Annotated in this window: 10 protein-coding genes; 1 reads left to right on the forward strand and 9 read right to left on the reverse strand. The window is 49.3% G+C overall.

The features are described from left to right. Positions 1-11 precede the first annotated feature (11 nt). The 5 genes from ACZM6M_RS04740 to mobB form a co-directional block, all read right to left on the reverse strand. Positions 12-1,052, reverse strand: a complete 1,041-nt coding sequence (locus ACZM6M_RS04740; protein WP_337433845.1) for an ATP--guanido phosphotransferase — start codon at positions 1,050-1,052, stop codon at positions 12-14. Beyond that, on the reverse strand, positions 1,036-1,704 hold the full coding sequence (locus ACZM6M_RS04745) for a UvrB/UvrC motif-containing protein (RefSeq protein WP_418926806.1): 669 nt from the start codon (positions 1,702-1,704) through the stop codon (positions 1,036-1,038). Before ACZM6M_RS04745 ends, ACZM6M_RS04740 begins: the two co-directional genes overlap by 17 nt. Before the next feature lie 29 nt (positions 1,705-1,733). After that, positions 1,734-2,129 carry a GntR family transcriptional regulator gene (locus ACZM6M_RS04750; protein WP_066547513.1) on the reverse strand — a complete coding sequence of 132 codons (396 nt, stop codon included), beginning with the start codon at positions 2,127-2,129 and terminating at the stop codon, positions 1,734-1,736. A 208-nt stretch (positions 2,130-2,337) separates the two neighbouring features. Further along, the gene (locus ACZM6M_RS04755; protein WP_418926807.1) at positions 2,338-3,363 is read right to left on the reverse strand and encodes a threonine aldolase family protein; all 1,026 of its coding nucleotides are present in this window, start codon (positions 3,361-3,363) and stop codon (positions 2,338-2,340) included. Positions 3,364-3,388: 25 nt separating this feature from the next. After that, the gene (gene mobB / locus ACZM6M_RS04760) at positions 3,389-4,507 is read right to left on the reverse strand and encodes a molybdopterin-guanine dinucleotide biosynthesis protein B (RefSeq protein WP_337433847.1); all 1,119 of its coding nucleotides are present in this window, start codon (positions 4,505-4,507) and stop codon (positions 3,389-3,391) included. Positions 4,508-4,695: 188 nt separating this feature from the next. On the opposite strand from mobB, the gene asnB reads away from it, so the two are divergent. Continuing rightward, positions 4,696-6,546 (forward strand): asparagine synthase (glutamine-hydrolyzing), encoded by a 1,851-nt coding sequence (gene asnB, locus ACZM6M_RS04765; protein WP_066547504.1) that lies wholly within the window; start codon positions 4,696-4,698, stop codon positions 6,544-6,546. 7 nt (positions 6,547-6,553) lie between these two features. On the opposite strand, the gene ACZM6M_RS04770 is transcribed toward asnB, so the two are convergent. From ACZM6M_RS04770 to ACZM6M_RS04785, 4 genes are all read right to left on the reverse strand, one after another. Beyond that, a complete protein-coding gene (locus ACZM6M_RS04770) occupies positions 6,554-7,756 on the reverse strand; it encodes an FprA family A-type flavoprotein (protein WP_337932681.1) in 1,203 nt (400 codons plus the stop codon). 181 nt (positions 7,757-7,937) lie between these two features. Next, the gene (locus ACZM6M_RS04775) at positions 7,938-9,494 is read right to left on the reverse strand and encodes a cadherin-like beta sandwich domain-containing protein (RefSeq protein WP_337932683.1); all 1,557 of its coding nucleotides are present in this window, start codon (positions 9,492-9,494) and stop codon (positions 7,938-7,940) included. 65 nt (positions 9,495-9,559) lie between these two features. After that, complete coding sequence (locus ACZM6M_RS04780; protein WP_418494064.1) at positions 9,560-11,863, reverse strand: SH3 domain-containing protein; 2,304 nt, start codon at positions 11,861-11,863, stop codon at positions 9,560-9,562. 148 nt (positions 11,864-12,011) lie between these two features. After that, positions 12,012-13,376: a D-alanyl-D-alanine carboxypeptidase family protein gene (locus tag ACZM6M_RS04785; RefSeq protein ID WP_340275365.1), complete on the reverse strand. Its 1,365-nt coding sequence runs from the start codon at positions 13,374-13,376 to the stop codon at positions 12,012-12,014. Between the last annotated feature and the right edge of the window lie 112 nt (positions 13,377-13,488).

A 13,488-nucleotide genomic window follows, 5' to 3' on the forward strand; every position in this document is an offset into this window, starting at 1 on the left:
TTATGTCCTCCTTATGCGCTTTCGATCATCCTGGGAAGCCGTTCCCTGATGTATGCGGCACGCACACAGTCGGCCTCCTCCTTATCCAGAGGCCGACTGGCCCACAACGCCAGATTGGCCGGTTTGATGCCGATCATCAGGCTGTATAAGCTTCTCTCCTTTTCAAAGGAAATAACGCCGTCTTCCTCTCCCGCCATAAGCTGGGACAAAAAGATCCTGGCATCCTTTTCCGTAATCCTTCTGGCATATTTTAAAATGCCGTAAGACTTCCAGGTTTCATCCTCCCGCTCCAGCCGTCTGGCATTTAAAGCAGCATTCCTAACCCGAAGCTCCTGATTGTTTAACTGAGTGGCTGCCTTTGCCACCTGCTCGATGATTTCCCGCTCCGACTGTCCCAGGCTTCTCTGATTGGACAGCTCATACATATTTCCGTAATTTTCGCTTCCTTCCCCGTAAAGCCCCCGTATCGCCGTCCCAAGCCTTCCCATGTCGCCTACGATGCTCTGAAATTTGCGTACCTGAGACAGCATAGGCAGATGGAGCACTACACAGGCCTTTAAGCCGGTTCCTACATTGGTGGGGAAAGTAGTAAGATAACCGTATTTTTCATCAAATGCATAGGAAAAACGCTCATTGATAAAATCATCCATCTGGTCTGCTTTCTTCCACAAATCCTCCAAATCCAGCCCAGGCGCGAGAAACTGGATGCGGATATGATCGTCTGCCCCTAAAAGCAGGCTGCAGCTCTCATCCTCTGATAAATATAGGCCGCCTGGACCATTCTTCTCCACTGCTGTGCGGTTCAAAATACGCCGTTCCCTTAAAGCCTGCTTTTGCGCTCCGTTCATAGCTGCCAGATCATTCCACAAAAGGGGATGTTCTCCAGTCTCCGCCTCTTTAAGCCCCTCTCTTAACTGCTCTGTCACCTGAGAGGCCGCCTGCTCACTTAACCGGGAGGGAAACACATATTCGTCCCAGTTTCTGGCAAGACGGATCCGGCTGTAAATGATATTGGAGCTTTCCTCACGGATTCCTTCATACCATCGGCTCATCTGTCCTGCCTCCCTTCTCATCCCGGCCTTCGGCTGCCTTTGCTTTTAAAGCACGGATCTCATCCCTATACCGGGCCGCGCTCTCATAATCCTCCTTAGAAACAGCTTCCTTTAAGGCTTTCTGCAGACGCACCACCTGAAGGCTTTCCTCTGCAGACACAGCCGTTTTTTCTTTCCCGGGATCAGTATCGATACGGTTATCTTCCGAAGTCGTTTGCCCTTTTATGGGTTCTTCCGGCGCTTTTAACGCATCCAGGTGCTCTTTTTCAAATTTGCTCCTGAATTTTGGATGCTTTCCCTTATGGTTTTCACTTCCCTGAAGCTGTTTGATCTTGTCATTTATAAAAAGGTCAAACACCCCATAGCAGTCCGGACAGCCAAACCGGCTGTTTTCCACAAAATCGTCAAAACTGGTGCCGCAGGTAGGGCAGACCACTGCCGCCCTCTCATCTGTATCCTCTTCTTCTTCCAGCCCTAAAAGGCCGGAAAGAAGCCTTCCCAGAGGAAATTCCCCGTCGAGCACAGCGCCATACTGTCCAAAATCCATTTCCCTGGCACAGTGAGAACAAAGATTGTGCTCTGTCTTCACTCCATTAATAATTTCCGTATATTTTATATTTGCTTCCCGTATCTTACATTTTTCACATAACATACTGCTCCTCCATCCGGGCTCCTGCCCATTTACAGGTCTTCTTCGTCTGCACAAGGTCTTGTATACCGGTCATAAATCTGATCTACCAGCTCATGGACTTCCCGCCGGGAAATATCCCGGCAGATACCACAGGCCAAAACCACATCCAGATTCTGGCGCATCTCCTCAATGGCCTGAAGTTTATCAATATCCAGACAGACAACAGCGCCCTTTCTCCGATCCAGCTTTACAAACCCCTCCTGGCGCAAAACGGAATATGCCTTATTTACTGTATGCATATTGATGCCGATATGATCGGCCATCTGACGCACCGAGGGCAGCGTATCCCCCTCCCGTATCATATCTGTAGCGATCCCCATGATGATCTGATTGCGAAGCTGGATATAAATCGCCTCGTCGCTGTTAAAATCAATCTTTAATACCATACGCACACCATCTTTCGTTCTATGACTCTAATCGGAACGGACCTGCCGCAGCCTGAGCATCAACGTTATATCTGTTCTACAGGCAATATAACACCTGCCGTCTTTACTATAACAGGAAAATAAAGATCCGTCAAGAACCACTAACTTCTGGCTCCTGACGGATCCCTTCATTTCTGCAGATATTTTATTCCTGCCCTGCTCCTGTTCTTTAAAGCAGCTCCAAAAGCGCGTCCACCATCTCCGGCGTCGTAGCCCAGCTGGTGGCAAAACGCACAGCCGTATGGTTTTCATCTACCGGCTCCCAAATGCTGAACGCCACCTGTTCTTCCAGCCGCCGGATCGTATCCTGATCCAGTACCACAAACTGCTGGTTTGTAGGTGAATCAATAAGGAACTTACAGCCCTTTTCACGAAGTCCTTTCTTTAAACGCTCTGCCATTTGAATGGCATGGCGGCTAATTTCAAAGTACAGCCCATCTGCAAACAGAGTATCGAACTGCAGCCCCAGAAGACGCCCTTTTGCAAGCAGCGCTCCATGCTGCTTTATTAAGGTAACAAACTGTCTGGGAGCATTCTTTTTTGTAAATACCACAGCCTCCCCAAACAGTGCTCCTACCTTCGTGCCTCCGATATAAAACACATCACAAAGTCTGGCGATATCCTCTAACGTCACATCCGTATCCAGGCTCATCAGGCCATATCCCAGGCGGGCTCCGTCTAAAAACAGAGGAAGCCCGTACTCGCCGCAGATTTCAGACAGAGCTGTCAGTTCTGCTTTCGTATAAAGAGTTCCAAACTCTGTCGGATGGGAAATGTAGACCATGCCCGGAAATACCATATGGTCATGGGATGGATCCTTATAAAACGCCTCCATATATGCCCGTAACGTCTCCGGCTCTATCTTTCCGTTTTTCTGAGGCAGAGCCAGAACCTTATGGCCTGTAAACTCGATTGCCCCTGCCTCGTGGACATTCACATGACCCGTCTGGGCAGCGATCACACCCTCATAGTTCTTTAAAAGAGAATCGATCACCGTCTGGTTGGTCTGAGTCCCCCCTGTAAGAAAATAGATATCTGCCTGCGGGCAGCGGCAGGCTCCGGCAATCTTTTCCTTTGCAGCTTCACAGTAGGGATCAGCTCCATACCCCGGAGTCTGCTCCCGGTTTGTCTCCGCCAGACGTTTTAAAATGGCCTCATGGGCCCCTTCTGTATAATCACTTTCAAATGACAGCATATCGTTCTCTCCTTTTCTTATGATTTTATCCTTTGTAACCATCCATAACCTTTATAACAAGTTCTAAAATCCGATCCATATCCTGAAATGGATACACCGGCGTCTCATCCCATTTTCCCTGTATCCCTCCGCCTCCAAAATCTGTTACATAAGCCAGTACGGTCTCCTGTCTGCATACAGGCTCTGTTGAAATGACTCTGCGCATGGTCTCAAGCTTGGGATAGGATGAATGTTTCTGCCCCTCCAAAAGGATCAGATCCGCCTCTGAAAAACAGGCAATGAAATCTTCTGCCTGCTTTGTTTCTTCTTTGACCACGCAAAACCTCTTTTCTGAATAAACAACCGTTCCAAAAGCCCCGGCAGCCTTCATGCGATGGCTGTCCGTTCCGGGAACATCCGGGGTAAAATCGTGACCGTCATGCTTGATCACGGCGACTTTCACCCCACGTTTGGAGAGTTCTCTTACAAGTGCTTCTGTAAGCGTCGTTTTTCCCGTATTTTTACTGCCGCTTACCGCCAATACGGCAGGCCTTTTTCTATCTTCCAGCGCTTCATACGCCTCCGGACGGTTTATATTCATAAACCAGGTATCGGGAATGTGTTCCTTTTCTGTATCCAGAATACGCATACGCAGTCTGCTGCACAGCGTCCTCATCCGGAACTCCCCCTCATTCAGGCAGGATTCCATCACCGGAAGGGCGCTTTTGGCGTAAAAAGCGCAGACGGGATGGAGCCGTCCGTCCCGTGTGCGCCACATAACCCCGTCATCTCCCTCTTTAAAAGCAGCTGCCAGACGGACAGCCATTTCCTTTCTGAAAAATGGCAGATCGCAGGACACAAAAAACAGGCCTTCCATGGAACTGTCCTTTAAAAGACAGGCCTTAAGACAGGACACAATCCCTCCCATGGGACCTGCCTGCTGAATCTGATCCAAAACAGGGCTCCACAGAGCCATTTTGTTTCCGGCATCTTCACTTGGGCTGCTTTTTTCTGCCTCTGAAAGAAAACAGGGTATACCAAGCTGCTCCAGCTCCTGTCTGATCCGAAAACCGAAGGTTTGTCCTCTCCATATGAGCTCTGACTTATCTCTGTATCCCATACGGCTTCCTCTGCCGCCTTTTAAAAGAACACAGCCCCATTTCATAATTTCGTCTCCTATCCCCGGCTGCCAGCTAAAAAGCCAGCGATCAGGCACTATGATGATTAAGCATATCAGTTTCCGGGTTGAAAATCAAGACTTTCATTCTCTCGTTTTTCCCGTTTTCTGTCAATTTGCAGCCGTATATTGCATATTATGATTACTGAAATTATTTCCTGCCCGGAGGACAGAGAATGTACAAAATTGCAGGTTTTTTCCACCCGGAAGGGGTGTACTTAAACAACAGAGCTTATTTTCAGGAGCGCCTGAACGCTATGGGAGATTCCCTGAAGAAAAACGGAAAGGGCCAGACAAGGCTGTGGCTCTCTTCCTGCATTTGCCTTTCAGAAACCGGGCCGTCGGAGCCAGAAACCGCAAGCAGCCTTATCTCAAAAGCCTTTGGTTCAGGCATTGTGGCCGTGGCTTTCTGCGGAGAACTTTACAATTCCAACGAGCTTCGGACAGAACTGAAACATCTGGGGCACTCCTTTCAATCCTCCTCAGATAAAGAAATCCTTCTGGAAAGTTATCTGGAATGGGGAATGGATTTTGTAAAACGGCTTAACGGTATTTTTGCCTTTGCCATCTGTGATACAGCCTGTCAGACGCTTCTTCTCTTTCGAGACAGGATCGGTTCAAAACCGCTGTTTTACACCGTTCTTAAAGACGGTGAGCTGGCCTTTTCCTCCCGTATCCGCTCCCTCCTTTCTCTGCCCGAAATCAAACCGGAACTGGATCTTACAGGCGCAAACGAAATTTTCTCCCTTGGGCCTGCCAGATCCTCAGGCTGCGGTATTTTCTGCGGCATCCGTGAGGTGCTTCCCGGCCATGTCCTGATCCTTACGCCGGAAAGAAAAACGGAAAAACCCTACTGGACGCTGGAAAGCCATCCCCACGGTGACTCCTGGGAAAAGACCGTAGAAAAAACCTCCTTCTTAGTCACCGATGCTATCAGCCGTCAGCTGGACTCTGCTGAACCGGTATGCACCTTTTTATCCGGCGGGCTGGATTCCAGCCTGGTATCTGCCGTCTGCGCCAGGAAATGTGCAGCGGTCGGAAAGACCCTTACCACCTTCTCCTTTGACTTTACGGAAAATGACGCCTGCTTTCAGTCCAACGATTTCCAGCCCTCCAGGGACCGTCCTTATGCAGAACAGATGGTCCGCTGCCTTCATACCGATCATCATTATCTGGAATGCAGCAGTACTGTTTTAGCCAGCCGCCTTACAGATTCCGTTTTAGCTCACGATCTGCCGGCCATGGGAGATATCGACGCCTCCCTTCTGCACTTTTGCTCCATGGTAAAAAATACCAGCTCCGTGGCACTCACAGGTGAATGTGCCGATGAGATCTTCGGAGGTTATCCCTGGTTTTATAAAGAAGACTGCCTTAAATTTCACGGCTTTCCCTGGACGATGGATCTGTCGCCCAGAAAGGCGCTGCTGAAGGATGAAATAATTAAACTGCTCCATATGGAGGAATATGTACAAAGCGCCTGCGATTTTTCCCTGTCCCATCTCCCCGTCTGCAAAGAGGATACAAAAAAAGAAGCCAGACAACGGGAAATTGTCTGGCTGAATCTGAACTGGTTTATGCGTACTCTTTTAGAACGCATGGATCGGGCCGCTGATTTTTCCGGCTTAAAAGCCAGAGTTCCTTTTGCCGACCACAGGATTATTGAATATCTCTGGAATGTGCCCTGGGAACTGAAGGCAAAGGATCATACGGCAAAGGGTCTCCTGCGCCATGTCTCCAAGGGACTGCTTCCCGAAGAAGTATTATGGCGCAGAAAATCCCCCTATCCCAAAACATATGATACACACTATGAAGCTCTGCTCGCAGAACAGGTGCGTGAAATAATCCATGATCCCTCTTCCCCTGTTATGGAATTTTTAGACAGAGAAAAGACGGAACGTTTCCTTCAGATGACCTCTGACTATGGAAAGCCCTGGTACGGCCAGCTCATGGCAGGCCCGCAGATGATGGCTTATCTGATCCAGATCAACTTCTGGCTGAGTCATTACCGCATAACCCTTAAGCTATGACGATGGATTAGAGAACAGAAGCTGCAATCGCATCTGCAATCGCATCTATTTCTGCCTCCTGTCCCTTCTTTAAGCTGGATTTGATGCTTAAGGAGGGCTCCAGGATCTCCATGTTTTTCATCGTAGAAATGATTTCCTTCATCTGCTTTGCAGCGATGAGGCCCCAGGAACCATTTTCCATCAGGGCTACGGTGCGGTTCTGAAGCGCATGTGCTTTTAAGTCGCCCAGCACCCGCTCCATATTTGTGAAAATGCCGCCGTTATAGGTTACGGAAGCAAATACCAGATGGCTGCAGCGGAAGGCTTCGCTTACCAGAACGGACGGATGAGTAGAGGAAACGTCATAAACCGCAATATTGCGGACGCCTCTGTCCGCCAGTCTGCAGGCAAGAATATTGGCCGCATTCTCTGTATTTCCGTAAATAGATCCGTAGGCGATCATAACTGCCCTTTCCTCAGGCGCGTAGCTACTCCAGGTAAGATATTTGTCCACATACCAGCTGATATTCTCACGCCATACAGGGCCGTGGAGCGGGCAGATCATCTGGATATCCAGTCCGGCAGCCTTTTTTAACAGCGTCTGAACGGAAGTACCAAACTTTCCTACGATATTTGTATAATATCTTCTGGCGTCATCCAGCCAATCACGCTCAAAATTCACTTCATCCGCAAAAATATTTCCATTCATAGCGCCAAAGGTACCAAAGGCGTCTGCGGAAAACAGTATCTTGTCTGTCATATCGTAGGTAACCATAACCTCCGGCCAGTGAACCATAGGAGCCATAACAAATGTATACGTGTGCTTTCCGGTGCAGAAGGTATCGTTTTCCTTTACGATCACTGCCCGGGAATCAATGTCAAAATCAAAGAACTGCTTGATAATAGCAACCGTCTTGGCATTGCATACGATCTTTACTTCCGGATAACGTCTTACTACCTCTGACAGCGTGGACGCGTGATCCGGCTCCATATGATTCACAATTACATAGTCCAGCGTACGGCCTTCCAGTACAGCTTCCAGATTTTCAAACAGCTGGTCGCCGATGGCGTTGTCCACCGTGTCAAAGAGAACCGTTTTTTCATCTTTTAAAACGTATGCGTTGTAAGAAACTCCTCTGGGGATTGGAAATGCATTTTCAAACAAAGTCAGACGGCGGTCTGTCCCGCCAACCCAGAATAAATCATCTTTAATCTTTTTAATACAGTACATCTCTAATCTTCCTTTCCAATGGACGTTAAAATATACACAAATTTAATCCGTAGGCAGTATAGCACAAATTGTTTTAAATGTCATTGTATTATTTGCCGAACAGAAGGATTTTTAAACCGGTTTCCGATAAAAACAGCCCCAAAAGTAAAGACATATCCTTACATTTGGGGCTAAATCCTATTTACAGATCAAAAATTTCAAAATCATCGCCATCTTCCCGCTTTTCCTCCGATGACGGACGCGGATGGAGCTGACGGATGGGAGCCTTAGGCTCAGGCTCTGCCGTTTCATGTTCCGGTTCTTCTTCCTCATCCTCAAAGGAAAGATCTATGGTGTCAAAGAAGTCGTCCTCCTCCTTGGAAGCCGGTTCTTCTTCCGATGTGTCACCTTGATCTTCCTCAACGATATACTCCATCTCTTCCGCTTCTTCCTCTTCAAACGGATCCGGGATCAGCTTCTCTCTTTCTTCTTTCCGGCTGTGTAATGGTGCCTCTTCCTTCTGCGGTCTGGACCCTGTCTCATCCTTCCGCTCAGAAATCCGTTCTCTTCTTCCTCTGTCTTTCTTTCCTGTCAGGGACACAATAAGAAGAACAACCAGTACAAGAGCAATCACGATCACTGTGATCAGCAGGGTACGGAACAGATTATAATCCTTTCTGAGGGAATCATACTGTCCGGCTAAAAGCTCGTATGTCTCCGCAGATACCGCGGTAGATGAGCTGTCAGCAAAATATCGCTGGATGGTACGCTCAGAACTCTTTAAATCGTATCGGTACAGTCCCTTTTCTCCATCCTCATTCATGGCATAAATTACGCAGTATTCATGCTCTGCCTCATCGCCCCATACCCATCCGGTCACCTTATGATCGTCAATGGTAATGGTGGTAGAAACCAGTCCTTCCGGCACCTCTACCGTATCATCCGGCTCCATCACAGTAAAGGAACGTCTGGAAACATGCATCTCAAAGGCTTCATTTGCAGAAGAGGTCTGGCTGTCCGCAGATGCTCCGCCTTCTTCTTTAGTAACTACGATCACATATTCTTTTGAGGTCTGTCCGTCCTGTGCAGTAACCTTTACCGTGACGCGGTTTTCACCCATTTGAAGGCCTTCTGCTCCTGAAACCTGCGTAGCCGCCTTGCTGTCTGCCGTTTCTGCGCTGACGATCAGCTGATCAACATCCGTACCCACTTTCACGCTGTAAGTGTCCACATCTGCTGAAAACTCCGGAGAAAGGGTGCCGGGGGACACCTTTAAGGATTTCAAAGAAGCATTATCAGAGGCCCCCTCCTCTGCGGTCACTGTCACCTTCGACTGTCCCTGCTGATCCACTGTAACAAGCTTGGAATTCGCGTCATAAACTTCCTGCTCTTTAACCGTGATCTGGGAGGTGCCTGCAGTAAGCGCCTTAAATTTCAGCTCATAGGCCAGTGTGGAGGCGCCGCCTGCTCCTGCATCTCCATGAACCCGGAGAGCTCCGTTTCCGCCGTCCGTATTGGTTCCCTCGATAAATTCCAGGCTGGCTGCATCATAGGAAAGCATCACATCTGCCGTAGATAAGGGTTCACTGCCTGTTATCTTCATTCTGACAGTAAATTCACTGCCTGCAGCTGCAGACGGATCGGAAAATGCGATCCGCGCCGTTGCGGCGAAGGCTGTGATGCCGCACCATGGCAGCAGCACCGTCATCACACACATGAGAAGCAGCGCCGCCGCTCCCTGTTTTATTCGTTTTATCATGATCATTCCTGCTTTCTCTTATTTCATTTCTTTTCCACCGCAGTTTCCTGCGCTTATCCTGCGGCTTAAGGGCTTACGCCCACAATTGTCACATTGCTGCCGCCGGGAGTGTTTCCTCCTCCCGAACTTCCGGAACCTCCTGATGAACCGGGGCCGGACGAACCGTTTCCTCCTCCCGGGCCTTCAGAGGAACCGGGGCTGGAAGGCGAGCCTGCACTTCCTGATGAGCCGGAGGATACAGGCCCTCCGTCCTGCTTTACCACATGGATCGTATAGGTTCTTGCGCTTCCATTTTCAGCAGTTACCGTAATCGCAATATCTGTGGTTGATCCATTTAACGGAATACTTCCTGCTCCCGAAACAGACGCTTTTGAATCAGCGGCAGCTGCATTAACCTGAATGCTGGAAACAGACGTATTTACGATCAGATTGTAACTTTCTGTATCCTTTCCAAAGGAAGGCGTCAGACTGTAGCCCTCAGCGCTCAGGCTGGAAAGCTTATTGTTCGGGCTTCCGTCGCCTACCGGAGCTGCACAGGCTGTTTCCAGCATATTGTTGTAAACCGGGATCTGAAACTCAAGAGCAGAATCCTTTACGCTGCTGTATGCCTTGGACAGCCGCTCCGCCTCAGAGGCTGCACCCTGGATATTTGTCATATACTGGTGCTTATACAGATTGGAACCTTGTACGTTAAACTTTTTCAGATAAAACGTATTCTGTCCTGCTTTTACATAATTATCCCCGTAATTTTGGGCACCTCCGATAATTGATTTTTCCACTGTGTCCCACGGGCGTCCGTAGGAACCGGACTGAGACGCATAGCGAAGGCCTGTCTGTATAGCGGACATGGAGCCTGACTGATATGCTTCTACATTAAAGAAGTTATAATATCCCGGATAGCCGGAATAATTGCCGGAAATCAGTGGGGAGCCGCCATTTGTTCCCTGCTCCTGAAGAATCATGGCTGCCAGCACATAGGGACTTACTCCCGACTGCGCTGCCGCATCCATAATAATATCCACATACAGCTTACTTCCTGAACCCGTATTGGAAGAGGGAGTTCCGGATGAGCTTCCTGAGGAAGAGGGGCCGCTGGAAGAGCCTGCATTCTGAGAGGAAGAACTGCCGGATGGACCGGATGTCTGGGAAGAACCTGTACCAGAAGCCTGTCCGCCGCTTTCCGGTGCCTGTCCCACACTTACATTTGAGTCACTTCCACCGCTTCCCGATGATACACCGGGCCCTCCTGTGTTTGGACTGCCGGAAGAAGACGGAGCGTTAGAACCGGACGGACCGGAAGGTGCACCCGTATTTTGAGAACTGCTTCCCGGCGCTTCCCCTACGCCAATACCGGTCATGACGAGATTATGGTTTCTGGGTGTTACAGAAGCATGGGGCGCTTCTAAGCTTACCTCTCCCGTACTTCCTGCCGGACTGCCTGAGTTTCTGCTGCTTCCCGATACGCCGGGGCCATGATTTACATCCTGATCCTTTCCCTGGCTGCGCCCGGGGCCATCCTTGGAAACACCGCCTGAGCTGCCAAAAGAACCGGACGGGCCAGAAACGCCTGTACTCCCTGTGCTGCTTCCTGTTCCTGTGGAATCCGTAGTACCGGAAAGAAAGCTGCCCTCTACCATTTTCGCAAGCCCGTCTCTTGTCTGAGTAGAGGAGTTATATTCATGGGAAAGGAACTGGAATACATAGGTATCGTCCAGAAAGTTTCTGGGATCCATATAGTACCTGATGATATCCTCAGAAGCTGCCACCCAGTTGCTGCCGTCAAAGCCGGTCCATGTACTGTTATCCCAGTTATAGGCCCCGCTCTCTACGGATTTCCAGGAGGAAATGCTCCCGGATGAAACCAGATTCCGGCCCAGAAGGGCTTCATTTTCAATTACCGTGTTCCAGTCCAGCCCTGTTTTTTTGGCCTTGAACACCCAGTTCGGATACTGGGCATGGAGCTGGCGCAGGCCATTTTTATAGCTTTCCGGAAAGCCCTCCGCGCTCAGTTTTGCTTCAAAGTCCGAATCCGTCGTATAGGATACAGGCAGACGCACATATTCAGCAGATACATATCCCGTCTGCTCTGTACCTCCGGTACCGGAAAAACGAATCTGATACCAGGTCTTCCCATCCGTCCCCCGCTGTTCTCCCAAAACCTGAATGGATGCTCCCGCAGCCAGACGGCCTATGGCCTGATAACCGGTTCCGGCCCCGCTGCGAACGTTTAAAGAGGAGGCCTTCACTGTGGCTGCTCCCGTATAAGCATAGGTATCCATCGGATGAAACGGAACTGCTCCCGGAAGCTGGACAGCAAGTGCCAGACCCAGCATTACCGCAAGACCCCTTTTGTATTTTTTAACCTTCATGTGTATATGTATCTCCTGTCCTGTTTTTCATAAAAGACTGTGTCAAGAACCCCTTTTACGGCATTTTCTTTATTATAATGACAAATATTGCTCTATGTCAACTGCAACGCAAAAACTTCACATAATGCAGCTGAATTGTAAGAAAAGTTTAAAAAATAAAAAACATCCCGCAAATATGTTTCCAGGCTGCCGGCACTGTAAGCGCTTCTATATCCCTGTCTGCATACAGGCCGTACTCCCCAAGCTTGCGGTCACCCAGACTGTACTGAATGTTTCCCAGGAGTTCTCCCTTCTTTACAGGCGCAAAGATACGTTCTGGAAGCATAACTTCCCGTCTGATCTGTTCCTTTTCTTCCTTATTTAATAGGATTTCAAGACGGCTGTCCGTTTCCTCCCGCTTCATCACAGCATGAAGAACTCCTTCGGGATTTTCACCCCAGCAGATCCCGCCCTCTGTACAGATCGTATGCTCCGGTTCCGGTTTAAAAATATCCGTAAGCTCATATTGCTCCAGACCATATGAAAACAGCCTTCTGGCATCTGCCCACTTATATGTTTTATGGGGCGGCCAGCCGCAGCCTAAAAGCGAGATGATATACAAGCGTCCGTCCCGAAAAAGAGCCCCTGTATAGCAATATCCTGCGCCTCCTGTAAATCCGGTCTTTCCTGTGAGCGCACCGTCCATCATGGTAAGAAGGGCATTGTGGTTTCTGCAGGAAAAGGCCCTTTTTCCCGATTCATCTGTAAAATAATAATCTGACGTCCTGGTAATCTTTAAAAACTCCTCTTTTTGGGGAGACTGTGTAATGCAGTAACGCAGGATCTGAGCCAGGTCTGCCGCTGTGGTAGAATGGATCCGCTCTGTACCGTTTTCATCCTCTTCCTTTTTATCAAGACCATTGGGAGTGATAAACCAGGTATCCCTGCATCCTAAGCTCTCAGCTTTTTCATTCATTCTGCGGCTGAATTCCTCTGTGGAGCCTGCTGTTTTTTCTGCGATCATCACTGCCGCATCATTATAGGATTCCAGCATCAGAGCATAAAGGAGATCTCTGATCTGATAGCGCTCCCCCTTTTTTACCCCCAGTCTGACCTGTGGCTGGGCTGCAGCATTAGACGAAGCTTCTGCAAACTCATCCAGTCCTCCGGCCTCCAATGCCAGAATACAGGTCATAATCTTAGTCGTACTGGCCATAGGGCGGATATCATTCTCATTTTTCCCATAAAGGATCCGTCCGGTAAGGCCGTCCATGAGAACAGCAGACTGCGCGTGCAGGGAAAGCTTTGGATCGTTCTGCTCTTTTGGCAGCGCTGCTGCCTCATATGACGCCGCTGCCCCACCGGATGCAGCCGTATACATAACCCCTTTTTCCTGTATGATCCCAGACCGCTGTATCTGCCCGATTTCCGGACACAGCCCTGCCGCAAGTCCCAGCTGTCCCGCCAGGCACAGTCCTGCCAGGATCCGTCTGATACAGCCCCGCTGCTGCGTTTTTTCCTTTTTTATCCTCATGCCGCCACTTTCCCCGGTTCCTTCCTCCTATCCTATTCGCAAAATCCTTCACATATTCTTGCATCTGCATACGCCTTCTGTTATGATACCATCAGTGCATCTGGAAACACAG

Source organism: Enterocloster sp., assembly GCF_057861365.1.